The 26,142-nt window shown below is 50.2% G+C and carries 24 protein-coding genes; 4 read left to right on the top strand and 20 right to left on the bottom strand.

The window, feature by feature from the left end; genetic code table 11:
* Positions 1–214 precede the first annotated feature (214 nt).
* Positions 215–1,138, top strand: a complete 924-nt coding sequence (locus HMPREF2954_RS06515; RefSeq protein WP_070689055.1) for a pseudouridine synthase — start codon at positions 215–217, stop codon at positions 1,136–1,138.
* Between the two features lie 104 nt (positions 1,139–1,242).
* Here HMPREF2954_RS06515 and cls read toward each other — a convergent pair whose 3' ends face one another.
* The 8 genes from cls to HMPREF2954_RS06475 all read right to left on the bottom strand — a co-directional run bounded on the left by cls (position 1,243) and on the right by HMPREF2954_RS06475 (position 9,772).
* The gene (cls, locus tag HMPREF2954_RS06510) at positions 1,243–2,736 is read right to left on the bottom strand and encodes a cardiolipin synthase (RefSeq protein WP_045072507.1); all 1,494 of its coding nucleotides are present in this window, start codon (positions 2,734–2,736) and stop codon (positions 1,243–1,245) included.
* A 305-nt stretch (positions 2,737–3,041) separates the two neighbouring features.
* Positions 3,042–4,103 carry a uroporphyrinogen decarboxylase gene (gene hemE, locus HMPREF2954_RS06505; RefSeq protein ID WP_045072508.1) on the bottom strand — a complete coding sequence of 354 codons (1,062 nt, stop codon included), beginning with the start codon at positions 4,101–4,103 and terminating at the stop codon, positions 3,042–3,044.
* A gap of 121 nt (positions 4,104–4,224) precedes the next feature.
* Positions 4,225–5,448, bottom strand: coding sequence for a heme biosynthesis protein HemY (locus HMPREF2954_RS06500; protein WP_009311890.1), 1,224 nt, complete (start codon positions 5,446–5,448; stop codon positions 4,225–4,227).
* Positions 5,445–6,959, bottom strand: a complete 1,515-nt coding sequence (locus HMPREF2954_RS06495; protein WP_070689054.1) for a uroporphyrinogen-III C-methyltransferase — start codon at positions 6,957–6,959, stop codon at positions 5,445–5,447. The genes HMPREF2954_RS06500 and HMPREF2954_RS06495 overlap by 4 nt, the downstream gene beginning before the upstream one ends.
* Positions 6,946–7,677 (bottom strand): uroporphyrinogen-III synthase, encoded by a 732-nt coding sequence (locus HMPREF2954_RS06490; protein ID WP_045072511.1) that lies wholly within the window; start codon positions 7,675–7,677, stop codon positions 6,946–6,948. The genes HMPREF2954_RS06495 and HMPREF2954_RS06490 overlap by 14 nt, the downstream gene beginning before the upstream one ends.
* A 281-nt stretch (positions 7,678–7,958) precedes the next feature.
* Positions 7,959–8,255 carry a chaperone modulator CbpM gene (locus tag HMPREF2954_RS06485; protein ID WP_019270561.1) on the bottom strand — a complete coding sequence of 99 codons (297 nt, stop codon included), beginning with the start codon at positions 8,253–8,255 and terminating at the stop codon, positions 7,959–7,961.
* Between the two features lie 15 nt (positions 8,256–8,270).
* Positions 8,271–9,230 carry a DnaJ C-terminal domain-containing protein gene (locus tag HMPREF2954_RS06480; RefSeq protein WP_045072512.1) on the bottom strand — a complete coding sequence of 320 codons (960 nt, stop codon included), beginning with the start codon at positions 9,228–9,230 and terminating at the stop codon, positions 8,271–8,273.
* A 146-nt stretch (positions 9,231–9,376) separates the two neighbouring features.
* Positions 9,377–9,772 carry a hypothetical protein gene (locus tag HMPREF2954_RS06475; RefSeq protein ID WP_045072514.1) on the bottom strand — a complete coding sequence of 132 codons (396 nt, stop codon included), beginning with the start codon at positions 9,770–9,772 and terminating at the stop codon, positions 9,377–9,379.
* Between the two features lie 216 nt (positions 9,773–9,988).
* Between HMPREF2954_RS06475 and corA the strand changes: the two genes are divergently transcribed.
* The 3 genes from corA (at position 9,989) to HMPREF2954_RS06460 (ending at position 12,406) form a co-directional block, all read left to right on the top strand.
* Positions 9,989–11,065, top strand: a complete 1,077-nt coding sequence (gene corA / locus HMPREF2954_RS06470) for a magnesium/cobalt transporter CorA (protein WP_045072516.1) — start codon at positions 9,989–9,991, stop codon at positions 11,063–11,065.
* A 129-nt stretch (positions 11,066–11,194) separates the two neighbouring features.
* Entirely contained in the window at positions 11,195–11,677 is a 483-nt protein-coding gene (locus HMPREF2954_RS06465) for an acyl-CoA thioesterase (RefSeq protein WP_045072517.1), read from the top strand.
* A gap of 339 nt (positions 11,678–12,016) precedes the next feature.
* The gene (locus HMPREF2954_RS06460; RefSeq protein WP_070689053.1) at positions 12,017–12,406 is read left to right on the top strand and encodes a DUF5339 family protein; all 390 of its coding nucleotides are present in this window, start codon (positions 12,017–12,019) and stop codon (positions 12,404–12,406) included.
* Between the two features lie 970 nt (positions 12,407–13,376).
* Here the strand turns inward: HMPREF2954_RS06460 and HMPREF2954_RS06455 are convergent.
* The 12 genes from HMPREF2954_RS06455 to HMPREF2954_RS06400 all read right to left on the bottom strand — a co-directional run bounded on the left by HMPREF2954_RS06455 (position 13,377) and on the right by HMPREF2954_RS06400 (position 25,898).
* A complete protein-coding gene (locus HMPREF2954_RS06455; protein WP_052673323.1) occupies positions 13,377–14,207 on the bottom strand; it encodes a hypothetical protein in 831 nt (276 codons plus the stop codon).
* Positions 14,208–14,265: 58 nt separating this feature from the next.
* Positions 14,266–16,293 (bottom strand): excinuclease ABC subunit UvrB, encoded by a 2,028-nt coding sequence (uvrB, locus tag HMPREF2954_RS06450; RefSeq protein WP_045072523.1) that lies wholly within the window; start codon positions 16,291–16,293, stop codon positions 14,266–14,268.
* A 97-nt stretch (positions 16,294–16,390) separates the two neighbouring features.
* On the bottom strand, positions 16,391–16,723 hold the full coding sequence (gene trxA / locus HMPREF2954_RS06445; protein WP_019271474.1) for a thioredoxin TrxA: 333 nt from the start codon (positions 16,721–16,723) through the stop codon (positions 16,391–16,393).
* 150 nt (positions 16,724–16,873) lie between these two features.
* A complete protein-coding gene (locus HMPREF2954_RS06440; RefSeq protein WP_045072528.1) occupies positions 16,874–18,421 on the bottom strand; it encodes an ABC transporter ATP-binding protein in 1,548 nt (515 codons plus the stop codon).
* Positions 18,418–19,131 (bottom strand): hypothetical protein, encoded by a 714-nt coding sequence (locus HMPREF2954_RS06435; RefSeq protein ID WP_045072529.1) that lies wholly within the window; start codon positions 19,129–19,131, stop codon positions 18,418–18,420. The genes HMPREF2954_RS06440 and HMPREF2954_RS06435 overlap by 4 nt, the downstream gene beginning before the upstream one ends.
* Positions 19,132–19,283: 152 nt before the next feature.
* Positions 19,284–20,825, bottom strand: a complete 1,542-nt coding sequence (locus tag HMPREF2954_RS06430) for a fatty acid--CoA ligase (RefSeq protein ID WP_070689052.1) — start codon at positions 20,823–20,825, stop codon at positions 19,284–19,286.
* Positions 20,826–20,978: 153 nt separating this feature from the next.
* Positions 20,979–22,001 carry an ABC transporter permease gene (locus tag HMPREF2954_RS06425; RefSeq protein ID WP_070689051.1) on the bottom strand — a complete coding sequence of 341 codons (1,023 nt, stop codon included), beginning with the start codon at positions 21,999–22,001 and terminating at the stop codon, positions 20,979–20,981.
* Positions 22,002–22,044: 43 nt separating this feature from the next.
* The gene (locus tag HMPREF2954_RS12680; RefSeq protein WP_167390275.1) at positions 22,045–22,221 is read right to left on the bottom strand and encodes a hypothetical protein; all 177 of its coding nucleotides are present in this window, start codon (positions 22,219–22,221) and stop codon (positions 22,045–22,047) included.
* Positions 22,222–22,256: 35 nt separating this feature from the next.
* Positions 22,257–23,309: an ABC transporter permease subunit gene (locus HMPREF2954_RS06415; RefSeq protein ID WP_016687013.1), complete on the bottom strand. Its 1,053-nt coding sequence runs from the start codon at positions 23,307–23,309 to the stop codon at positions 22,257–22,259.
* A 46-nt stretch (positions 23,310–23,355) separates the two neighbouring features.
* Complete coding sequence (locus HMPREF2954_RS06410; protein ID WP_045072534.1) at positions 23,356–24,297, bottom strand: nuclease-related domain-containing protein; 942 nt, start codon at positions 24,295–24,297, stop codon at positions 23,356–23,358.
* Positions 24,298–24,504: 207 nt separating this feature from the next.
* Positions 24,505–25,434 (bottom strand): CobW family GTP-binding protein, encoded by a 930-nt coding sequence (locus HMPREF2954_RS06405; RefSeq protein ID WP_045072535.1) that lies wholly within the window; start codon positions 25,432–25,434, stop codon positions 24,505–24,507.
* Entirely contained in the window at positions 25,422–25,898 is a 477-nt protein-coding gene (locus tag HMPREF2954_RS06400) for a Fur family transcriptional regulator (RefSeq protein ID WP_003744587.1), read from the bottom strand. The genes HMPREF2954_RS06405 and HMPREF2954_RS06400 overlap by 13 nt, the downstream gene beginning before the upstream one ends.
* Between the last annotated feature and the right edge of the window lie 244 nt (positions 25,899–26,142).

Raw genomic sequence — 26,142 nt, 5'->3', positions numbered from 1 at the left:
TTGGGGGCCAGTTCAGTTTTCAGACGACCTTAATTATAGCGAAAGTTATGTATAGGCGGACTTACTGACATACAAACGGCAATTTTCCACATTATACAGGTGCTTATGTTCGATAAATCATATAAACATCAGACACATAAATGACGACCTGCCGCACTTCCTTAATCCGAAATACCATCTGAAAAACTTCCCGAAACCGAGTACAATCCGCCACATGAAAAAACCTTCTAACCCCCTCCCCCTTTTAAACGGTGTAAAGCCCAGCTATTTGGTGCTGCCGCATGAAAAAGAGTTCTACGGTCTGCCGCTCCTGCATTTTCTCTGCACGCGCTTTCCTTTTGTCGGTGAAGAAAATTGGCGCAGGCGGCTGAACAGCGGCTTTGTGGTAGGTGAGGACGGGACGCCGTTTAACGAGCATACGGTGTTTGAAGCGGGCAAGACGATGTTTTATTACCGTGAAACCAGCAGGGACAGCGAACCGCGGATTCCGTTTGAAGAGAAGATTCTGTTTGTCGATGAACATCTTATCGTGGTTGATAAACCGCATTTTCTGCCCGTCATCCCCAGCGGGCGTTTTTTGCGTGAAACGCTGCTGACCCGGCTGCGCCTGCGGCCGCAATTGCAGCATTTGAATGTAGCGGACATTACGCCGATTCACCGCTTGGATAAGGATACGGCAGGGGTCATGCTGCTGTCGCACAATCCTGCCACGCGCCGCGATTATCAAACCATGTTCCAAAATAAAACTGTCTGCAAAACTTATCAGGCAATCGCGCCTACGCGGACGGATTTGGCTTATCCGCTGAATGTTTCTTCACGCATGGTGCGCGGAGAAAAATTTTTTACGACACTTGAAGTAGAAGGTGAGCCGAACGCGCATACGATGATCGAGCTTATCGAAAACCGTGGCGCGTTCAGCCTCTACCGCCTTACGCCGCATACGGGAAAAAAACACCAACTGCGCGTGCATATGATGAGCCTGGGCATGCCGCTGATGAACGATGCACTTTATCCCGTTCCGTCTGCGGCGGGTGATGAGGATTATGGGAAACCTTTGAAACTTTTGGCAAAAAGAATTGAGTTTACCGATCCTATCAGCGGACAGGCACGGATATTTGAAAGCAGTTTTGAGTTTTAGCGGTAGAGTTGTATTTGATAAAGGTCGTCTGAAAGCTGGTTTTCAGACGACCTTTATTATTGGAATTCCTGCGGAAAATGACGGTACGAGTCCATTTTCATCTGCTACAAAAGCGGACTGACTAAGCGGACGGTATTTTCAATCAGCCCGCGGAATTTGGAGCGTTGCTGCCATGCTTTGACGGTGATGTAGCTGCTGTTTTTGAGGTAGTCGCGTTGGAGGTTGCAGATTTGTTTGGTGATGTCGCGGTCGTAGATGGCGAGGCTGATTTCGAGGTTGAGGAAGAAGCTGCGCATGTCCATGTTGACCGTGCCGAAGAGGGCGTAGTCTTCGTCTATGGTCATGGTTTTGGCGTGTAGCAGTCCGCCTTCGAACATGGCGATTTTGACGCCTGCGTCGAGCAGCATGGGGTAGTAGGCGCGGGAGGCGTAGCGCACCATGAGGGAATCGACTTTGGCGGGCAGGATCAGGGTAACTTTGACGCCGCGTTTGGCGGCGATGGTCAATGCCATCAGGAGGGGTTCGTCGGGGACGAAATAGGGAGTGGTGATGGTGATTTGTTTGGTGGCGGCGTAAATCGCGCTGATGATGGTTTCGTAAATGACGTGGCTGCCCTGTTCGGGCGCGGAGGGGATGACTTGGGCGACGATGTCGCCCTGCTGCATTTTTTCGGGAAGGATTTCGGGAATGCGCTCTTGCGCCTGCGTCAGATATTGCTGCACGCTTTCGAGGTTTTCGTCGGTTTCGACGGCGAGGTCGGCAAAGAAGACGGCGGAGAGTTCGAGTACCAGCGGGCCGGTGCAGCGCATCATGACGTCCACCCATTCGCCGACGCCTGAATCTTTTTTGAAGAAGCGGGGATCGGCGAGGTTGAAGCTGCCGGTGTAGCCGATTTTGCTGTCGATGACGAGGATTTTGCGGTGGTTGCGCAGGTCGGTGCGGGTGAAGAAGGTGCGCCAGACGCCGACGGGCAAGGAGGCGTGGACTTCTATGCCGGCTTCGCGCAGGGTTTCTACCCAGCCGCTGTCGAAAAAGCGGCTGCTGCCGACGGCGTCGGCGAGGATGGCGCAATCCAAACCTCTGTCGGCGGCGGCGAGGAGTTCGTTTAACAGTTCTTCTATCCTGCCTTCGGGTTCGATGATGTAGAAGGCGAGCATGCAGGAATGGCGGGCGGCGCGGATGTCGGCAAGCATGGTGTCGATGATTTCATCGGTGGTGGACAGCAGCGTCATGGCGTTGTTGCGCGTCGCGCCGAGTCCCGTTCCGCTCGCAGCGACTTTGCTGATGCCGTGATAACGGGATTTGACGTTTTCGCCGACGCCGAGGTAGATGTCGGAGAGGTAGGTTTCGGCGAAACTTTGATAGAAGCGGTTCATCTCGCCCGTGCGCTTTGCCCGCGCCGTGCCGAGCCGCGGCTCGCCGATAAGCAGGTAGGCGATGGTGCCGAAGACGGGGAAAAGGAAGAGGATAATCAGCCAGGCAAACGTGGAGCCGATGTTTTTTTGTTTGTACAACACGCGCAAGACGCAGCCGAGTGCGGCGCAGGTGTGGGCGAAAATGAAGATTTCTGTCCAGGTGATGTCTTTTAGAAAAGTCATGTTCGATAGGCGGTGGAGGAATGGCGGGAGCGGATGTATAGTGGATTAACTAAATCAGGACAAGGCAACGAGGCCGCAGACAGTACATATAGTACGGAACCGATTCACTTGGTGCCTCAGCACCTTAGAGAATCGTTCTCTTTGAGCTAAGGCGAGGCAACGCCGTACTGGTTTATAGTTAATCCACTATATTTTTGAGTCTGACTGGTTTGAGGCGGTAAGGTTCAGATGATGAGTATATACAAAGGTCGTCTGAAAAACGAGTATAGCGATTTTTCAGACGACCTTTTACGTTACACGCTCAATCAGGCGTGATATTGGCGCGACAGTTCGTGTACGGTATCGACTAAGATTTTGGCGTGTTCGGGGTCGGCGTGTTGGTTGATGCCGTGTCCGAGGTTGAAGACATGGCCGCTGCCGTTTCCGTAGTCGGCTAGGATGTGCGCGACTTCGGTGCGGATGGATTCGGGTGTGCCAAAGAGGGCAAACGGGTCGAAGTTGCCTTGCAGGGCGACTTGGTTGCCGACGCGGCGGCGTGCTTCGCCGATGTTGCACGTCCAGTCCAAACCCAATGCGTCTGCGCCGATTTCCGCCATGCCCTCCAGCCACAGCCCGCCGCCTTTGGCAAATACGATAACGGGAACGCGTCTGCCTTCGCTTTCGCGTTTCAATCCGGCAACGATTTGGCGGATGTATTTAAGGCTGAACTCTTTAAACGCCGCATCGCTCAGGACGCCGCCCCAAGTGTCGAAAATCTGCACGGCCTGCGCGCCCGCGTCGATTTGGGCGTTGAGGTAGGCGGTAACGGCTTGGGCGTTGGTGTCGAGGATTTTGTGCAGCAAATCGGGACGCGCGTACATCATGGTTTTGATGGTGCGGAATTCTTTGCTGCTGCCGCCTTCGACCATGTAGCAGGCGAGCGTGAACGGGCTGCCGGAGAAACCGATAAGCGGTACGCGGCCGTCCAATGCTTTGCGGATGGAGCCGACGGCGTCAAAGACGTATCGCAGTTTTTCCATATCGGGAACTTGCAGCTTGGCGATGTCGGCTTCGTGTTGCAAGGCGCGTTCGAATTTCGGGCCTTCGCCTTCGGCAAAATACAGTCCCAAGCCCATCGCGTCGGGAACGGTCAGGATGTCGGAGAACAAAATCGCCGCATCCAAATCGAAGCGGTCTAAGGGCTGGATGGTAACTTCCGTTGCCAATTCGGTGTTTTTACACAAATCGAGGAAGCTGCCCGCTTTCGCGCGTGTGGCTTTGTATTCGGGCAGATAACGCCCCGCCTGACGCATCATCCAAATCGGCGTGTATTCGACGGGCTGTTTGAGCAGGGCGCGGAGGAAGGTGTCGTTTTTCAAAGAGGTCATGTGGGGCTTTCGGTTTGTTTGTAAAACAGGGAAGGAAAACGGTTTTCAGACGACCTTTGCGGCGGTTTCCGCAATGAAAGGTCGTCTGAAAAGGGAGGATAGATAAAGATATTTCCCAAACTCAGCTATGCTGCTCCAACGCCGCGTGGCGTTCGTCATCGGAGACGGCTTCCAAAACCAATTTCCGCTGTTCCTGAGCTTTTTGCGGCTGTCCGGTTTCATCGAGTACGCGCGCCAGCATGAGGCGGGCGGCAATGCTCGGTTGCAGGGCGATGCTGGCTTCGAGGTAACTTTGTGCCTTGCCCCACAGGCTGCGGCCGTAGGCAAGCTGTCCGAGGTACATCAAGAGCGGTGCGTCGTCGGGTTTGTCTTTCAGCCAAGAATCGGCAAGGTCGATGGCTTTTTGCTGGCCGCGTTCGTTGAAGAAGCGGACGCTTTCGACGAAGGCTTCCAAAAGTTCGGGGCGGCGGTTTTGCGGGTAGTATTGGCGCACCCATTTGACGGCTTCGGTATAGAGTCCGAGACGCTCGTATTTTTCGGCAATGGCGACACACAATTCGTCCGCTTTGAGTGCTTCGGGAATGCGCTTCAGACAGGTTTTCAGACCGGCTGCGTCTGATGCTTCAGCCAACAGGCGGCGGTATGCCCAGCTTTGGTATTGTTCCGCTTCAAAATCGTTAATCGCGCCGACTTTCATCAATTTTTCGGATTTCGCCAACACGTCTTCTGCATCGCCGTGGTCAAAGGCATAACGCAGTTGCAGGCGGGCGAGGCGGGACAGGTTGGGATGGATGCGCGCGGCAGCGTTCAGATTTTCCAGGGCAGTCGGATAATCGCGGCGGCCGAGTGCGGACTCTGCCAACAACAGATAGCGGGAAAGCTGCTGTTTGTTCGGCAGTTTTTCAATGTCTTTCAGGTAGTGGTCGCGCAGTTCGAAGTTTTCCATTTGGTCGGCGGCGTGCGCGCCCAGCATCAACGCGAGATTGCGGTTGTCGCCGGCTTCTTTGTTTTCCAATACTTTGGCGGCTTCCTGCTCCGCTTTTTCAAAGCGGCCTTCAAAAAACGCCAAACCTGCGCTGTTCAAAGCGACGGCTGCCTGACGGCCTTTGCGCGCCGTACCGAAACGCTGCATACGGGCGGGGATGTTCATCAGGCCGACGATGAATTTGATTAGGAAATACAGGGTAACGACAAACAGGACCAGCCCTAAGATAAAGGCGTGCAGGTTGACCCGCATCATGACCTGTCCGACGACGATATAGACATTACCCGTGTAAATACCGGAAGTTAGGACGATACCGACTGCGGCAGCGAATAAAACGACAATCCAGACGACGGCTTTCATGCACGGCCTCCTTTAGTCTCAGCATCGGCGGCAGGGCGGCTTTGTTTCTCAGGAACCGCTTTCTTTTCCGGCTTGGAAATGTTTTGCGGTTTCGCCTCGGAAGGCAGCGCCGGAGCTTCTAAAGGCTTCGCGTCTGTTTGGGCGGCAGGGGCGGGTCTTGCTTTGGCAGGATGGGGAGCCCTTGGAGCCGGTGCGGTTTTCGGTGCGGAAGCAGTTTCATTTACCTGCGAGGCAGCTTGAGGAGCGGCGGCTTCGGACGCGGCGGAGGGCAGGGGCGCGGACGCGGCGGTCGTTACGGGTTCGGGCAGCGCGACCGGAGTGCGCGTACCGTCTTGATAGGCACGGATTGCGCTGAGGCTGGCTTTCAAGCTGTCGTCTGAAATCATGCGCACATCCAGCGCTTTCAATTCGGACAACTCTTTCAGCCATGCCTGTGTTGCGGGTGATTTGCCATCAAAGTATTGTCTGACCGCCGCTTCAACGTAGTTCAAATCGCTTTGATAAACTTCGCCGTTGTGCTGCAACAACGCAGTACGCGCGTCCAAAAGGCGCAGGCGCAGGTTTTCACGGACGAAATACGCCTGTTCGGGCGACAGCAGCATCGCGTCTTTATTGTCGAGTCGGCGGACTTCCACCAGTCCTTTCAACGCAACCAAAGATTTGTCCCAAGCGTTTTGCCACCAAGAGCCTGAAGATGCGCCGTTGCTTTGCGCCTGCTCGCCCGGCTGTAATACGCCGTCCAACACCAGCGGCAGGCCGGAAACGGCGGTTTCCAAACGATCAAGGCGCAACGCCGTGCCGGAAATATCGACATAAGGACGGTTTTTCAATGCCGCCAAATCATGGCTGACGGCTTGTTTGATGGGCAGCAGCTCAGGCTGGTCGAAACGGCTCAGGCGGCTGTCGATGTGTTCCAACACTGCCGCCGCGCCTTGTACGTTGCCCGACAGCAGCAGTTGCTGCGAGGCGAGGTTCAACATGGTTTCCGCTTCGTCAACCAGCCAGTTGACGCGCCCTTTGGTCAGCTCCTGATACGCTTTTTGCGTCAACAGGATTTGTTCGCTGTTTGCCATTTGGGCTTTGCCCAAGCGCTCCAATTCGGCTTGGATGGCGGTTTGGCGGTTTAAATGGTCTTTCAGAAGTAAAGCGTTTTCAGATTCACCCAGGGCGGCTTTATCGAGCTTTTGGTTAAACGAAAGCTCTTGGTTTTTCAAGACGTTTTGTCCTTGCACAAACAAAAAGCCGCTTGCGCCCAAACCCAGCAGCGCCAGCACCAGCGCGCCTACTGCCAGCCCTCTGCCGCCGGATTGTTTGATGATGACGGGGGCGGGTTGGTTTTGGGGAAGATTTTTAGATTCAGACATGTGTGTTCCTGCGTATTCGGAGGTTTTAGGCTGCTTGGCCTTTTTCGGAGCCGCTGTTTCAGACGACCCCGCGTTGCCCTGACTGTCGACGATAATCGGCCGACCGGCTTCGTTTGCTTCGGATGGATTGTCTTCAGACCGGCTCATCGGTTTGCTCCTTAGGAAATGATGAAAGTGCCGCTTTCAGAGAAGCGACGACCCGTATGTGGCGCGCACCCGCCTCGCGAAGCGCGTCGGCTATGCGCGGATGATGGGTGAAGTATAACAAGGATTCGAAGAATCGGGAAAATTGCGGCGGAACCTGCGCAAACAGCCCGCGTACCAGTTCGCCCGAAGCGATAAAGGCGGCATCAATGGATTCGGCATCAAAATCCTGCCAATTCAATTCATTAGGTCGTCTGAAATACGCTTCCGCGATTTCCACTGCAAAGCCTTTTTTCTTTAACGACTCCGCCAAAAAATCGCGCCCGCCGCGTCCGCGCACAATCAATATGCGTGCGCCTTGCGGCAGCGTATCCCAAACCGGCAGCCGCAACACTGCCTCGCTGTCGTTGCCTTCTTGCGGCACAGACACATTTTTCGCGCCGCAGCGTTGCAAAGCCCGACCGCTTGCCTGCCCGACCGCCACCTGAACCTTTAGGTCGTCTGAAAAATCCACATACGGCGCAGCGGTTTCAACCGCCGTCGGACTGACCCAAAACACCGCATCCGCGCGGGAAAACTGTTCTTTCAAACCGCGCAATGCTGCTTCGTCCAGCTCGATTTCAACCGGACTCAACACCCGCGCGCGCCACCCTGCCTGCGAACAGGTGCGCACATCATCTCCCGCGCGCGCGGACGGACGGACAATCAGCATGACAGGCATTTCAGACGACCTCTTTAAATAAGGTTAAACCCAAGTTGTACAAAAAATATGGGAAAAAGTAAATATAAAACCGCAATGCCGACATAGGCGGGAATCCAGCAAATCCGGCAAATAAACAGACGGTACAACGTCGATGCTGATTGTATTGGGAGTTTTCAGATAAAGCCCAAGCTATATTTCGATTTGTCCCAAACCCTTGTTATCTGACCATATATACTTAAAAGGTCGTCTGAAAACCTGTTTCGTTTTCAGACGACCTTTCTTCACACATAACAATGCCCTTATTGTCCTTCCTCTTCCAGCAACACCGACGGCCGCTGCGCTTTTCTCAACTCTTCCACTTCGTCCAAAAGCCGCATAATCAAGCCCAACGCCGGGATGCCGGCTTCAAAATCACGGCTCAAACGCTGTGCGCGGCGGATACGTGCAAGGTGGAAACCGCTGAACGTAGTTTGTTCGGGCTTGCCGCCTATGCTGATGATGTCTTCCTCGATGAGTTCCAACAGCCAATCGCGGCGGCAATGGCTGACAGCAATGATTTCTTCAAAAGTCAATGTGATGTCGGTGGATTGCGTCATGGTTTATCCTTTCTTTCATGCGTGTTTCGCAGCGAAATGTTCTGCCAGTTTCTCCCATGCGGCACGGTCGGCTTCACTTTCTGCAACAGGGACATTGATGCGGATATTCAAGTATAGGTCTCCCGCCTCTTTCGCCGGAATGCCCTTGCCTTTAAGGCGGATGGTTTTGCCGCTCTGAGTGTTGGCAGGCAGATTGACCTGTAAGCGGCCGGATGCGGTAGGAACGATGATTTTGCCGCCCAATACCGCCTCCCACGGTTTGACGTCTATCGTCTGATATACGTCTTTTCTGTTTTTGACGTACAAGTCCGGCCGGTCGTGGAACTTGATTTTCAAGTACAAATCCCCGTTCGCCCCGCCGTTGCTGCCCGGCAGCCCCTGCCCTGCCAGACGAATTTGCTGGCCTTCGGCGATGCCTTTGGGAATTTTGACGTTGAGGGTTTTGCTTTGATAAGCCATACGGCCATATTCGTCCAAAGTCGGCACATTCAAAGTCAGACTGCGTTCCGCACCGGTATAGGCTGCGTAAATATCAATGCTCAATTCGGCGTGTTGGTCTTCTCCCTTGACAGGGCCGCGCGGCTGCTCGGGTCGGGAGCCGGCGTGGCGGAACGATGAAAACAAGTCTTCAAAATTAAAGTCGCCCGCGCCGAACGGTTCCCCTTCCCGATACTCATAACGGAAACCTCCGCCGTCGAAACCGTTGCCGAACGGGTTTCCACCTTGTCCGAACGGATTGCCCCCTGCGTTGCGGCCATAAGGGTTTGCCAACATTTCATCATACTCGGCACGTTTCTCCTTGTCGGAAAGCGTCTCGTAAGCACGGTTGATTTCCGCCGTACGCTCAACGGCATCCGGCTCTTTGCTCACATCAGGATGGTATTTGCGCACCAGCTTACGGTAGGCTTTTTTAATAGCGGCTTCATCCGCATCTTTAGCGACGCCCAATATTTCATAATAATTTTTTTCTGCCATGTTATTCCTTTGATTAATCATATCCAAAATTTTTATTGGATTTGTAGTTAAGGGCAATCACTCTAAAATCAAGTCGTACGGAAATAAAAAACGCCGTTTCGGCAAACGGCGTTTTGACAGATTGATTTGATGCTTGACCAACCGAATTATTGGACATTACGCAATTTTTTCCATTTAAATGCATATCCGGCAACGACAGGCAGCAAAGCCAGAAAAGACTTGAAAATCCAGCCTGCGTACCAAGGTTTCGCAACTACAATCGCACCCGTCTCAGAATTCGGCACAACAATATCTTTGACGGCGAGCCAATCCAACATCGGCCACCAGCAAACGACAAGGCATCCCAAAAAAACAGGCCAAATATTGTGTTCCCAGCCTTTCTGCCAAAAGCGGAAACATACCGCCGCCCAAACCAAAGTCAGCCCCGTGATCAATATCACCGTATAAGCATCCGCCCCGCAATATGCGGCCAAAAAATACGTCAAGACCACCCATAAAACAGCCAGCACCAAAACAATGATTTCTTCAGGACGTTTAAACATTCTTACAGCTCCAAAAATTTTTCCCGCAAAGGAAACAACCGTGTACCAACAGACGACACTATACCCGAAACAACATACTTTGAATATGCGCCGCCTTTCACTTTTCAGGCGACCTCGGTGTCTGCCCTACTCTGTTACAATGCTAATAATTTAAAACCAAGGTCGTCTGAAAAAACATTCCGTTTTCAGACGACCTTCAGACATACCTTTTCAATCATGACGAACACACCACCCGCTCCCGAGACAATACCCGCAGAAATCCCGCAAGACCAAACCGTCCCGCGCAGCAATACCGACAACGCGCCGCGTTCCGCCATCCATCAGACGCTTTATTCCGCCGATACGTTTGCCCAACACGATTATCTCGCGGGTAAAAAACTGCCCGACATCGCCCGCCCGCAAGCGGGGCAGACCAACTGGCTACATTTTGTCGGCATCAACGACGCCACGCTGCTCAAACACACGCTGGAGCCTTACGGCATCCACGAGCTGGTCATCGAAGACATCCTCAGCCGTAAACAACGCCCCAAAATCGAAGACTACGACAATTATCTGTTTATCGCCGCGCAGGTTTACCACTACACCGCCGCCGGCAAACTGAATTCCGACCAAGTTTATCTGATTATCGGCAAGGATTTCGTGTTGTCGTTCCAGCAAAAACCGCTGGGGCTGTTCAGCCAGTTGCGCCGCCAAATGAGCGAAAACCCGCGCGGCATCCTTGGCAAAAATACCGCCTTCCTCGCCTATTGCCTGCTCGACCGCATCGTGGACGACTATTTCATCGTTTTGGAAGAGTACAACAACCGCGTCGAAGCCATAGACAAATCCCTGTTTAAAGATGAAAACAGCGACATCCTCGGCAAAATCCACCGTCTCAAGCGCGATGCCGTCCGCCTTCGCCGCACGCTCTTGCCTTTACGCGACGTGTTCTATCAACTTGCCGTGCGTGTCGATTTCACCATTTTCAAAGGCGAGTCCACCGTCTATCTGCGCGACGTTTACGACCACAACATGCAGCTTCTCGAATCGCTTGACGCCTCGCGCGACATGGTGTTGAGCATGATGGACATCTACCTTTCCTTCCAATCCAACCGCATGAACCAGCAGATGCGCGTCCTGACCGTCATCACCATCATCTTCATGCCGCTGACCGTCATTACCGGCATCTACGGCATGAACTTCGACAACATGCCCGAGTTGCATTGGCATTACGGCTATTTTATCGTTTTAGGTTTGATGCTGTGCATCATCGTCGGGCTGCTGATTTTCTTCTCGCGCAGAAAATGGTTATAAACCCATAAAAAAATCCAATTTCCGTATATTCATATATTAAATACAATCGGCAAGGTCGTCTGAAAACCATCCCAACCACTGAACGGCCGCCCGTCTAACACAAACATTCATTTTTAAAAGAGGAACACCATGGACCAAACCCGCCAACTCCCTTCACACGAACTCATCATGTCCGAACTGATGATGCCGGACACCGCCAATTTCAGCGGCAACGTCCACGGCGGCGAACTTTTGCGCCTGCTCGACCAAGTCGCTTATTCCTGCGCCAGCCGTTACAGCGGTAATTATTGCGTTACCCTGTCTGTCGATAAAGTCTTGTTTAAAGAGCCGATACACGTCGGCGACTTGGTAACTTTCTACGCCAGCGTCAACTACACAGGCCGAACTTCTATGGAAATCGGCATCCGTGTCGAAGCGCAAAACATCCGCACCGGCGAAGTGCGCCATACCAATAGTTGCTACTTCACCATGGTTGCGGTTGAAGACGGCAAACCCGTTCCCGTCCCGCCGTTGGAAATCACCACCGAACGCCAACGCTGCCGCTATGAAAAAGCCAAAAAACGCAAAGCCTTGAGCCTCCAGGCATCGGACGAAACTTCTTGCGGATGCTGAAAACGGACGGATAAAACGCCTTAAAATAAAAAGGTCGTCTGAAAACCATGTTTTAGGTTTTCAGACGACCTTTTGTCATTGAACAAGAAAAATGATAATTTCTCTAAAGTACAAACGAAACTCGGTTGCCATTTAAATAATTTCAATTTTTTTCTTATAAATTCAATTAATAAACACTATTTAATAACGAAATTTATTAACTAAACCTCATACTTCAATATGCCATGAATATACTTAATTACATGATTTTAAACAAAGAAATAGAATAACCATACTTGACACATTATCGAAATGATTTAATATATCGTTTCTTTTAACCAAAATTCAAAAGAGAGACTCATGAAAACATCAGCTTTATTGGCAACTCTGCTAACCGCACTGTCTTTGTCCGCATGTGGCGGCAGCTCTTCTTCTGCTGTTTGCGACGAATACGAAAAAGCCTTTGCCGACATTACTAAAGGTGTTGATGCAGGCACAAAAGACCTGATGCAAAAATCATTTGAGCAAACTAAAGCAGCCTTAAAAGATATGCCTGCCGACCAAAGAGACGCTACCTGTAAAGCAGCTTTGGATGGATTGAAAGGCGATGCCCCTGCCGCTTCTCCTGAAGATAAAGCCGAAGAAGCAAAAGAAGCTGCTGAAGAAGCGAAAGACACTGCGGAAGAAGCGAAAGACACTGCGGAAGAAGCCAAAGATGAGGCTGCGGCAGCTAAAGAAGAAGCTAAATAATACGAGACATCTTATAGCGAAAACGGATTCCGACTACTCAGAATCCGTTTTTTATTTATGCCTTCCAATCTGCAATTTGCTTTCAGACGACCTCAAAGGCCGCCTGAAAATTCCAAACAGCAAACCACCAATTTAGATGGCCACGTGCATGTATACCGCACACACAATACCCATCTGTTTTAAAGTTTGCGCCGCCCGCAGGTAGCTTGTGGCTCAGCCACGTACACGATTTTGAAGATGCAGGCTATGGCTTGCTGCGCTACATCAATGGAAACACAATCGAAAAGAACGATATTTCCAGCAATTTTCAATTTGTAGCGTGGGCTATGCCCGCGAAAATATGAAAAGTCGTCTGAAACCTGTACGCAGGCTTTCAGACGACCTCAGCTTTACAAAAACAACCCGTGGGCAGAGCCCACGCTACGGTTAACTCAACGTATCGCCGTCTCCAAAACTCCTCCGCTGAGAATGCAAAAAGGCCTCAACTTATTATTGCAACGACCTCAGACGTAGGTCGGATTCTCGAATCCGACATTTTGGGCATTGCTGCGATGGATTGCAATGGCGGGAATGCTAAAGGTTTTGTCGGATACAAGTATCCGACCTACGCTTGCTGAACGTCGGTTTTAAAGTTTGTGCCACTCGTAGGTGGGGTTTATGGCGCAGCCACGCATGCGGTTGGTGGAGATGCAGGCTACGGCTTGCTGGTTACAACCGTAAAAAAGTAAGTGCCGCCATTTCGGTAAAAATGACGGTATTTCATAGTGTTATACTCGGAATGATTTTGTAGGTCGGATTCTCGAATCCGACATTTTGGGCATTGCTGCAATGGATTGCAACGACGGGAATGTTAAAGGTTTTGTCGGATACAAGTATCCGACTACGCTTGCTACACCTCGGATTTAAAGTTTTTGCCATTCGCAGGTAGTGTGTGTGGCGCAACCACGCACGCGGTTAGTATGAATGCATACTACGGCGTGCTATCCAAATCATTATATGACCGAAATCCAGTTGGGATAGCTTGGCTTCTATTATTTTCCAATTTAAGCTCTTCACATATAAACTTGTATATCTTTGGATGGATTCCACCGTTATACATCCATGTATTAGTTCTATCTTGCATCTGAATTAAGCCCGTCAAATTTGGGAATTTATTTTTCAAATTATTATCATGAGCTATTAGATTACTTAGTTCAGCACTGGAATGAAGATTTTTTTTAGAGAAATACTCTAACAATTTTCTAAATTCATATAATTCATCATCGGTTAAGAATTCTGAATATTTTTTTCTTACTTGTTCTCTATAATAATTTTGAATTTTGATTCCTGAAAATGCAGAAACTTCAATGGAGAATGATTCAAAAATAAAATTCCTTTTAATATTAATATCAAAATTTGATGTCGCAAATTCCTGATATATTTTTAATTCATCTAATTGTTCGCGAATTTTTTTTAATTCATCTAACTTTTCAGGTAATTTTTTGAATTTATCTAATTGTTTACGTAATTTTTCGTAATTGATTTCTTGTTGGGCTATTTGATTCTTCAAGTTCTCCTTTTCCTTTTGAAATCTAATTTCATTGTCTTTTAATTTTTTTATGTATTTGGCTCCTAATTCTCGTTTAGTAATTGCGTAGATAGCATCATACAAGCTGCCCGTCTTTATCTGATTAGTGAATTCTATTGCCGCTTTTTTTGAGGGTGATTCGTAAATTAATAAATCATTTAAAATCACTTTAAATATTGTACCTATAAAATTATCGTTATCAAATTTTTCAAAACGTTCTATTTTAATAGACATTAAAAATATCCTTCTTTACAAATATTTCCAAAAATATACAAAGCCTAAATAAGCTATTTCACTCTGTGCCAAACAACAAATTCTCCTTAATCCCCCGAATCCTATCCCTCAACACAGCCGCCTCTTCAAACTGCAAATCCCTAGCCGCCTGCTGCATGGCTTTTTCCAGTTTGGCAATTTCTTTAATCGCATCTTCTTCATTGTGAATTTCGCCGACTTTAACCTTGTTTTTGCTTTTCAGACGGCCTTTGCCGCCGTCTTCTTCGTGGTACACGCCGTCGATGATGTCTTTGACCTGTTTTTTAATCTGTTGCGGTACGATGCCGTGTTCTTCGTTGAATTTGATTTGTTTTTCGCGGCGGCGTTCGGTTTCGTCGATGGCGGCTTTCATGGAGTCGGTGATTTTGTCGGCGTACAGGATGGCGACGCCGTTTACATTGCGCGCGGCGCGGCCTATGGTTTGAATCAGGCTGCGGTGGGAGCGCAGGAAGCCTTCTTTGTCGGCGTCGAGGATGGCGACGAGTGAGACTTCGGGGATGTCGAGGCCTTCGCGCAAGAGGTTGATGCCGACGAGTACGTCAAACAGGCCGAGCCGCAAATCCCTAATGATTTCAACGCGCTCTACGGTGTCGATGTCGCTGTGCAGGTAGCGCACTTTGATGCCGAGTTCGCTGTAATAGTCGGTGAGTTGCTCCGCCATGCGTTTGGTGAGGGTGGTAACGAGCACGCGTTCGCCTTTTTGGATGCGGTCGTTGATTTCGCTCATTAAGTCATCGACTTGGGTGGCGACGGGGCGGATGATGATTTGGGGATCAACCAGCCCTGTGGGGCGGACGACTTGTTCGACCACTTGTCCGGCGTGTTCTTCTTCGTATTTGGCGGGGGTGGCGGAAACGAAGACGGTTTGCGGCATGACTTTTTCAAATTCGTGGAATTTGAGCGGGCGGTTGTCGCGGGCGGAAGGCAGGCGGAAGCCGTAGTCGACGAGGTTTTGCTTGCGCGATGCGTCGCCTTTGTACATGCCGCCGATTTGGGTAACGGTAACGTGGCTTTCGTCGATGAACATGATGGCGTTGCTTGGCAGGTAGTCCATCAGCGTGGGCGGCGGTTCGCCTTCTTTTTTGCCGGAGAAATGGCGGGAGTAGTTTTCGATGCCTTTGCAGAAGCCCATTTCGTAGAGCATTTCGAGGTCGAAGCGGGTGCGCTGTTCGATGCGTTGTTGCTCGACGGGGCGTTGTTCGCGGGCGAAAAATTCGATGCGTTTGCGCAATTCTTCTTTGATGGATTCGCAGGCGCGCAATACGGTGTCGCGCGGGGTAACGTAGTGGCTGGACGGGAAGACGGTGTAGCGGCCGACGCGCTGGATAAGGCTGCCTGAAAGCGGGTCGAACATATCGAGGCGGTCGATTTCGTCGTCAAACAGGCTGATGCGCAAGGCGTTTTCGGAGCTTTCGGCGGGGTACACGTCGATCACGTCGCCGCGCACGCGGAAGCTGCCGCGTTTGAAGTCCAAATCGCCGCGTTCGTACTGCATGGAAACGAGCGTGGCGATGATGTCGCGCTGCTCGATGGTGTCGCCTTCTTTGACAGACAACACCATTTGTTGATATTCGGTCGGGTCGCCGATACCGTAAATGGCGGACACGGTGGCGACGATAATCACGTCGTCGCGCGTCATCAGGTTTTTGGTGGCGGAAAGGCGCATCTGCTCGATGTGTTCGTTGATCGCGCTGTCTTTTTCGATGAACAAATCGCGGCTGGGCACATAGGCTTCGGGTTGATAATAGTCGTAGTAGGAGACGAAATATTCGACGGCGTTTTCGGGGAAAAACTCGCGCATCTCGGCATAAAGCTGGGCGGCAAGGGTTTTGTTGTGCGCCATGATGATGGCGGGGCGGCCGCTTTGGGCGATGACGTTCGCCATGGTGTAGGTTTTGCCCGAACCGGTTACGCCGAGCAGGGTTTGATAGGCAAGGCCGTCTGAAAGCCCTTCGAGCAGGCCGGCAATGGCGGTAGGCTGGTCGCCGGCGGGCGGGAAGGGTTGGTGGAGTTTGAAAGGGGAATTTGGGTATTGGATGACTTCCATATTGCCGCCTGTACCTGTTTTCTAGTTCGGGGAAAAGGGAAATTATAACAAAAAGGTCGTCTGAACATTTTCAGACGACCTTTTGCGTTGTTGAAACTTAAGCCAAAGAAGCGTTTACAAATGCGGTCAATTGACCTTTTGCCAAAGCGCCGACTTTGGTGGCGACGTTTTCGCCGTTTTTGAACACCATCAGCGTCGGAATACCGCGCACGCCGAATTTGGCGGGAGTGGCTTCGTTGTCATCGATGTTGATTTTAACGACTTTCAGACGACCTTCAAATTCGGCGGCGATGTCGTCCAAGATCGGAGCGATCATTTTGCAAGGGCCGCACCAAGGTGCCCAGAAGTCCAGCAATACGGGTACGTCGGATTTCAAAACGTCTTGTTCGAAATTTGCATCGGTGGTGTGGATAATCAGTTCGCTGCTCATGAGTTTTTCCTTTTTGTGTCAAATTGAATCAGATGTTGTGCAGGATAGGGCTTGGGGCTGAAAATTTCAAGTGTCGCAAAAGTGTAATAGCTTTTTTGTAAGGTTGCCATCGGGATTGGCTAATGTTTTTCAGACGGCCTATCCGACAGTTCAGCCTGCCCTAAAGCTCATCAGATGGCGCGTGTAATCGCTGGAAGGGTTGGCAAATACAGTTTCGCAGCCGCCCTCTTCAACGATTTTGCCGTCTTTCAAGACCATCACGCGGTGCGACAGGGCGCGGATGACGGCGAGGTCGTGGCTGATGATGATGAGGCTGAGACCGTGTTGTTTTTGCAAATCGGCGAGCAGCTCCAGAATCTGTTGCTGCCATTGTACGTCGAGCGCGCTGGTGGGTTCGTCCAAAACGAGGATTTTCGGGCGGACGATGATGGCACGGGCGATGGCGAGCCGCTGGCGTTGTCCGCCGGAAAAGGCGTGCGGATAGCGTTCGAGCGCATCTTCGGGCAGACCGACCTGCCGCAATACGTCTTGCACACGCTGCCGCATTTCTGCGCGGGACAAATCGGGTTCGTGGACGCGCAGGGCTTCGGAAACGATATTAAAGACGTTCATGCGCGGATTGAATGCGCCGAACGGGTCTTGGAACACCATTTGGATGTCGCGCCTCGATTCGCGCGTCCAAGCTTCGCCGTTGATTTTCAGACGACCTTCCGCATCGATAAGGTGCATCACGGCTTTTGCCAGCGTGGTTTTGCCGCAGCCGCTTTCGCCGATGATGCCCAGCGTTTCGCCCGCTTTCAAATCAAAGGAAACCGGCTCCAGCAGGGTTTTGCTGCGTTTTTTGAACCAGCCCGCCGTTTCTTTGACGGCAACGGAAAGCTGCTCCGCTTGCAAGACGGTGGCGGGGTTGTCCGCCAAAGGTACGACCTTCCGCGCGGCACCGGCGTTCAAGAGCATTTTCGTATATTCGTGTTGCGGGCGGGCGAACACTTCCGCCGCTGCGCCCGTTTCGACAATGCGTCCGCCGCGCATCACGGCAACGTCGTCCGCAAAGCGGCGGACAAGGTTCAGGTCATGGGTGATGTAGAGCATGGTCATGTTGTGCGTCTGCTGCAAACGCGCCAACAAATCGAGAATCTGCGCCTGCACGGCGACATCCAAGGCGGTGGTCGGTTCGTCGGCAATCAGGAGCTTGGGTTCGGCGGCGACCGCCATCGCAATCATCGCCCGCTGCCGCTGTCCGCCGGAAAGCTGGAAGGGATAGGCAAAGGCTTTCTGCTCCGGCTCGCGGATGCCGGTTTCCGCCAAGAGTTCGACCGCCCTCGCCCATGCCTGTTTTTTGTCCAAACCCAGATGCAGGGTCAGCACTTCGGCAATCTGCGCGCCGACGCGCATCACGGGGTTGAGCGCGGTCATCGGTTCTTGAAACACCATACCGATTTCCCGCCCGCGCAGCTTTTGCAGGGCGCGTTCGGATTGGGTCAGCAAATCGTTGCCGTCGAACTTCAGACGACCTTTAAACGACACCAGCGGATTCAGCCGCATAATGCCCTGCGCCAACACGGTTTTACCGCTGCCGCTCTCGCCGACCAATGCCAGTTTCCTGCCGGTCTGTACGGTCAGGCTGACATCGTGCAGGACTTGCTTGCCGGGGAAAAAGGCGTTTAGGTTTTCAATTTCAAGGATGTTCATGCTCATTTGAGTTGAGTATATACATCAGTAGAAAACTGACTGATTTTATTAAAACATTTTTCTAAAAATGGGATTACCTCAATAGGTGTCTTTCCATCTATAACCAATTTTTTCTTTTCCACGATAGAAAAACTGACGAAATCATCATCTTCTACTCCTTTTACTTTTGCCCCTGTAACATGAATTTCGCCCATTGTACCTAAATTTGTCTCGCTTCCATCATCATTCGAAACAAAAAATGTATTTTCTTTTAAAATTACTTCTCCATTATTAACATTTATAAATTCAAAAAGAGGAACTCCTTCTGCATGTATAATGACATGATTATTTCCTTTATATTCTAATTCAATAAGCCCATTATGTTTAGCATGGTTAGTTAAACTACACATTGTTATTAACCAATCATCTCCATTATTTTTATGCGACTGTAAGCTCTCTATATAATCATAAACTTTAGGATATTCATATTGAATTCCTGATAGATTCTTATTGATACTTTCTTCAAAATTTTCCTTAGTCTTCCCATATGGAAAATATATTCTATCTTTTGGTTTAGATAACATAGAATTTATATCTTGTGCTATATATTCTAGTGAGCTTCTAAGATTTTCAAGTATTGATTTAAACTTAACTTCATCAATAGCTTCCATTTTTTTTATTATATTTAATTCCTCTCGAATAGCTTTAAGCAATTTATCGACATGACTTTTTCTCATAACATTTCTTTCAAATAATTATTTTTGCTATCTAATCAACTTTAAATTTAATCATTGTAACAAAAGAAATTCTACAGTATCTCTTAGTGTTATCTAAGCTTTTCAGACAACCTCTGATTCAAACCCGCAAACCGAGGTCGTCTGAACGCTTATTATTTCTGAAACTGCTCTTTCAACACCCGTTTCAACACTTTGCCTGTGGCGTTTTTCGGCAGTTCGTCTTTAAAGTAAATCTGTTTGGGGATTTTGAAATTCGCCAGATGTCCGCGCAAATGGGCGCGCACGTCGGCTTCATCCAACGTTTCGCCGTCTTTGAGTTGGATAAAGGCGATGATTTCTTCGTCGGCGTATTGGTCTTTCACACCGATGACGGCTGCGGCTTCGACGGCGTCGAGTTTGTAAATCGCCTCTTCGATTTCGCGCGGATAAACGTTTTGCCCTTTGGAAATAATCAGGTCTTTTTTGCGATCGACGATAAAGATAAAGCCGTCTTCGTCTATCGTGACAAAATCGCCTGTTTTCAACCAGCCGTTGACGATGGCTTCGTCCGTGGCATCGCGCATATTCAGGTAGCCCTGCATGACCGAACCGCCTTTGACGATGAGTTCGCCCACTTCGCCCGTCGGTACTTCGACCAATTCGTCGTTGACGGCTTTGACCTCCAATCCGGGCAAGGCGATGCCGACGCTGCGGGCTTTTTGCCTTTCGGGCGTGTTGACGGCGACGACGGGCGAGCATTCGCTCAAACCGTAGCCTTCCAAAAGCTTGGCACGCGGGAACTTCGCTTTAAAGTCAAGGATGGTTTGTTCCGCCAAAGGCGCGCCGCCGCTGATAAACAGACGGACGCGGTTGAACCATCTGAAATACCAAGGGATTTTCGCTTTGCTCATGGCGGTGTAAATCGCGGGCACGCCCAAAAACACGGTCGCGCGTTTGAATAAAACCTGTTTCAAAACGTTGGAGAACGGGAAAACGGATTTCACCAAAATAATCGAACACGCCATATAAATCGGCAGCAACACCATGGCCGTCAGCGTAAAGCTGTGGAACATCGGCAGGAACACGACGAAGCGGTCGCGTTTGGTAATCTTAAAGATGCGCTCGATGCCTTCAAGGTTGGAGAACAGGTTGCCATAGCTGATCAATGCGCCTTTGGGATGGCCTGTCGTGCCGGAAGTGTAAATAATATGCGCTAAATCATCGATTTTCGGCTGGCGGCTTAAATCGGGCATACCCGAAAAACGGCGCGCTTCCTCAAAACGCGCATCGGCTTCGTCCGCCGCTTTCGCCTCGCCTATCCAAATGATTTTTTCAACACGGGTCTGTTTTTTCAGCCCCTTCAATTCTTTCTGCAAACCTGCCGAAGCAAACATAAACCGCGCTTTGCAGTCGTTCAAAATATACGCGTATTCGTTGTTTTTCAAAAACGTATTCATCGGTACGGCAACCGCGCCGATGGCGGAGACGGCAAAATAGGCGCTGATAAATTCCGGCGAATTGGATACCGCCAAAGCCACTTTGTCCCCGAATTTGACGCCCATATTTTGCAGATATGCGGCTACGGCATCGACTTCCTGCTTGAGTGCGTGGTAGGTGGTTTTTTCTTTGTCGTTGAACACCGCAGTACCTTTGCCGTTTTTACGGCAGGCAGCGGCCAGCATTTCGTAGAAGTTTGTGTTGTGTGTTTGATTCATTGGAATTCTTCAAAAATTAAGTGAGTAAAATATTTTTGCGGTCGCGCCCATAAACAGGTTTTTCGCCCTGAAAACAAGCTCGGCCTGAAAAGCCATCTATATAGCAGGAAAATGAGCTATCGGCTATTTTATATTCATCCGCAATACGGAAAATCATCCCCTAGCGCGCACGTCAAATGCCTGACGCAAGCCCTCGCCTATCATCACCAGCAAAAGCAGCATAACCGTCAGCGTACCGACGGTGGACAAGCCTATCCACCAAGCGTCCAAGTTGTCCTTGCCCTGCGCCAAGAGTTCGCCCAAACTCGCCTGCGACGCGGGAACGCCCAAACCGAGGAAATCCAAGCTGGTCAGCGCAAGCACCGCGCCGGAGATACGAAAAGGCAGAAACGCCAATACGGGCGTCAGGCTGTTGGGCAGGATGTGCCGCCACATAATCGCGCGGTTGCCCACGCCCATCGAACGAGCCGCCAAAACGTAATCCGCCTGACGGTTTTTCAAAAACTCGGCGCGGACGTAGTCCGACAGCCCCATCCAGCCGAACAGCGACAGCAACACCAGCAATATCAACAAACTGGGATTAAAAAACGAAGACAGGATAATCAGCAGATAAAGCTCCGGCATCCCGCCCCAGATTTCGATAAAGCGCTGCATCAAAAGGTCGGTCTTACCGCCGAAATAACCCTGCACCGCGCCGGTAATCACGCCGATGACGGTCGTTACCAAAGTCAGCGCAAGGGCGAACAGCAGAGAATCGCGGAATCCGTAAACCAAACGCGCCAAGACATCACGACCGCGGTCGTCCGTGCCGAGCAAGTGCCTTTCGGACGGACTTGCAGGGTCAGGCTGCGTGTCGAAATCATTGAGCGTATCGGCGTCGTAGGGATTGGGCAGATAAACGGCGTAATTGCCGTTTGACGTGATGTTGCCGCGTATCAGCGGATCGAGGTAATCGGCAGGCGTGTCGAAATCGCCGCCGAACACGGTTTCGTTGTATTCGTTTACCAGCGGAAAATAATATTCGCCCTGATAACGTATCCACAAGGGCTTGTCGTTGCTCCACAAAGGCGCAAGCAGCGCGACGGCGAACAAAACGGCTAAAACCCGCAACGCGAACCAGCCGCGTTTGTGTTGCTTGAAAGCCTGCCAAGTGGGGTTTGAAGTGTGTGTTTTCATAATTAGGTTGCACAAAGGTCGTCTGAATATTCAACCATGAGGATTACTTATAAGCCAACTTTTCCAATTCTGACTTATGCGCGGCAATTACGCGCTTTGCGCTATGCATGACCAACCGTTTGGTTGCTTCATCATCCTGCAATTCCATACGGACTACTTTTGCACCATCGTTTTTATGTTCGCGGCTTTCTTCAGAAATATCTTTTAAACGTTTAATCATATTTAACTCCATAATTCTTTAAGTTTTCAGACGACCTATTTCTGTCCGCCGAAATGAATGCGCGGATCGACCCACGAATAAGAAATATCCGACACCAATTTCGCCAGCAAACCCATCAGCGTGAACACATACAGCGTTCCCATCACCACCGGATAATCGCGCTTCATCACCGCCTCGTAGGAAAGCAGCCCCAGCCCGTCGAGCGAGAACAAGGTTTCAATCAGCAAGCTGCCGGTGAAAAACGCGCCGATAAAGGCGGCGGGGAAGCCGGTAATCAGCGGAATCATTGCGTTGCGGAAAACGTGTTTCCACAAAATCTGCTTTTCCGGCAATCCCTTGGCGCGGGCGGTATAAACATATTGGCGGCGGATTTCTTCAAGAAACACGTTTTTCGTCAACACCGTCGTTACCGCCAGACTGCCCGCTACCGAAGCCGTAATCGGCAACGCCATGTGCCACAGATAATCCTTGATTTTGCCTGCCCACGACAGCGTGTCGAAATCATCGCCGACCAAACCGCCCTGCGGGAACCACGCAAAAAAGCTGCCGCCGCCGAACAACACCAGCAGCACCAAACCCAACACAAACGGCGGTATGGTATAACCGACCAGCACCACCATCCCCGTTACCGCATCAAAACGGCTGCCGTCGCGCACCGCCTTGGCAATGCCCAACGGGATACAAATCAGATAAGTCAGGAAAAACGTCCACAAGCCCAAACTCATCGACACCGGCATTTTCTGTTTGACCAGCTCGAACACGGTTTCATGATGGAAAAAACTCTTGCCCAAATCAAAACGGGCAAACCGCCACACCATATCCGCAAACCGCGTCAGCGGCGGCTTGTCGAAACCGTACAGCGCATTCAACGCCGCCAAATCTTCCGGGCTGATGCGGTTGCCGTTTTTCATGATATTGCCCGCCGTCGCATTCGCCGTCTCGCCGCTGACCGCGCCATGCGTCAACTGCTGCACCATCTGCTCCACCGGCCCGCCCGGCACGAATTGGATAACGGCAAAAGTAATCGCCAAAATCCCCAACAGCGTGGGGATTAAGAGTAATAGGCGGTGGAGGATGTAACGGTACATGCTTGGGTATTCCTCTATTTGGGTTTGAAGGTCGTCTGAAAGGTCATTACTGCTTTATATTCTTCTGACAATTGAAACAATAGACTTTACCGTGAAACTTAACTTTATTTTGCCAACAAAATTTGGCTACATTAGCAGTAACAGATTTCTTGCAGGAAGCGCAAAATAAGTGTTGCTCCTGTTTTGTATGATTTTGAACTATTGATGCCGTCTTCACTTCAGGTTGCTCTATTGGATCTACAATACCAAAACGTGCTTTCCAATCCACCTTTAACGGTTTATGCAAACTTGCTAACTTTTTAGCGAACTCTGTAATTGTTTCTGAAGATACCAATTTAAAACATGAAGCAGCTTGTTGAATTAATGTTGAAGGATGATTATCAAAAATGTCTTTATCAATTCTTTTTGCAATCTGTTCATTTTTGATAATTCTTTCTAACTCCCTCTTGTTTTCACTATTTTTTGGACGTTGAATGATTGCGGAATTCGCTACTAGAATCAAACTGTGCAGTGAAGGTACTATCTTCATTCCCATTCTCATAGGAAGCTCAATTTCATCACTTTTAAACAACCGCTTCAACAATAATTTATGTCTATTATTTTGTTCAAGAGGAGAGGCAATACCATAAGGCTTACCCTGATAAAATGCAGAAAACTCCCCGTATTCATTTATGGCTATACCCTCTCCAAATCTTTTGCTTTCACAAACATAAATTTCAAAAAAACGATTAATCATCAAATGATCAATTTGAGCAGCATCACCATTAAATTCAAACCGCAAATCATGTAGAATTGCCCAATTTGCATTATTTTTATAATGAAAATTGATTTGATAAGCCGCTTCCTGCTCCCCCTTCAAGCCAGATTGTATATTACGTATCTCTCGCTCAATCTGTTTCCTCTGATCTTGGCTAATATAAGGTAGCATAAGCAAGCTATTTAATTCAGCCAAATCATGTTCTCGCTTATCTGATTCCTTAATAATCACTATTATATTTCCCTTCTTGTTAACCCATTTCCCAAATTGGAGATATCAATCTTCCAAACAACCTTTTGACCTTGATCTGCTAATTTTTTCGCGGGCAAAGCCCACGCTACACAGCCGCTTTATATTATTCTGACCCTTGAAACAATAGACTTCACTATCGCTTGGGTCGTCTGAAAATTGCTGCGGCAAACTTTCAGACGACCTTGCTTATTTCTCCAAAGCCTCTTGCAGTTTCTTTTCAATCAAATCCGCGTCAAACGATTTGGCAATCAGCTCGAAGCGCGAGTCACGCCGCCATGAGACTTGGTTAGCGCCCCACTGCCCGTCCACCCAGTTGAGCCACACCCATGTGCCGAGCACTTGGAACACGCCTTTGGCGCGGACGAGGTCGTCTGTGAATTTGGGCAGGTCATTGAAGAAGTTGGTCAGCTTTTCGCCGTCGAAATCGCGTCCGGCGGGGAATGTGAAACCTTGCGACTGGAAGCCCATGGTGTTGTCCGGCAGGGCTTTGAGGCGGTAGCGTGATTTTTCGATGACGGGAATATCGAGCCATTGGATGTCGAGCTGTGCGTTTTGGACTTCGACCACTTTGGCTTTGGGCGGAAACAGTTTTGCCGCTTTGTCGTGAAATTCGACAAGCTGTTCGGGGGTGCATAAATCGGTTTTGCTGGCGACCAATACGTCGCAGATGCCGATTTGGTCTTTATACAACGCCTGCTGCGCGTAATCGGGATTGATGAACTGGCGCGGATCGACGACGGTAAAGACGGCGCCGATTTCCAAAAGGCTGTCCAGCGGTTTGGCTTTCAATTCGTCGATGACGCTGGCAGCGTGCGCCAGTCCGCTTGCCTCAATCATCAGGCGGTCGGGCTTGGCGTCGCGCAGCATTTTCTGCACGGTTACGCCCATTTGCGGGCCGGCGGTGCAACACAAACAGCCGCCGGCGATTTCTGCCACGGGGATGCCGTTGTCGCTCAATACCGCTCCGTCAATGCCGATTTCGCCAAACTCGTTGACGATGATGACCCATTTTTCGTTCGGGTCTTTCTGTTCCATCAGGCTTTTAAGCGCGGTGGTTTTGCCTGTTCCCAGAAAACCTGAAATCAGGTGGACTTTGGTTTTTTTCACTTCTGACATTTTTTACAGATTCCAGTTAAAACAACGTGTTCTTCTTTCAGCGCAAAGCCGCTTTCGGCAACGCCTGCGCGCAGTGCCGCCCATTCGTGGCTCAGGGTTTGTTCGTCCGCCGTGCCGCATTCGGTGCAGACCAAAATAAACGCGCTATGGTGCGCTTCGGCTTCTTCGTGGTCGTGGCAATGGTCGTCGCACTCGTGCTGCGCATGGCTGCACAAAATATAGCCGTTGACCGCCGCCACCTTGTGCAAAACGCCCTGCTCCGCCCAAAAATCAAGGGCGCGGTAGGCCGTCGGCGGCGCAACCACGCCCTCGCTCTGCTGCTGCATCTGCGACAAGACGTTGTAGGCTTTAATCACGCCGCTTTGCTGCAAGACAATATCGAGCACCTGCTCGCGCAAAGCGGTTACCTGTACGCCGTCACGGCGTGCCTGTTCGAGGATTTTTTGTTTGATTGCGTGTTTCATAAAGGCTTTCAGACGACCTTAATATTCTGAATGGAGAGGATTACATTATAACGTGTTTCCGTTTGGTTTAAACTGCTGTTGTTTTCAGGAGCGAAAAACATGGGGAAACACCCTTGGGAACAGCGAATAATAGTCCTCCTTCAAAATCCAAATACCTGGAAATAAGCCTGACATTTTACCGAGAGGAATAGCTCCTCCCCTTTGTATAGACAATTAAAAACAAAATAGCACAATACTCAACTTT

The sequence above is a fragment of the Neisseria sp. HMSC067H09 genome (genome assembly GCF_001814135.1).
Taxonomy (GTDB): domain Bacteria; phylum Pseudomonadota; class Gammaproteobacteria; order Burkholderiales; family Neisseriaceae; genus Neisseria.
This window is presented reverse-complemented; position numbering and strand designations above follow the sequence as displayed.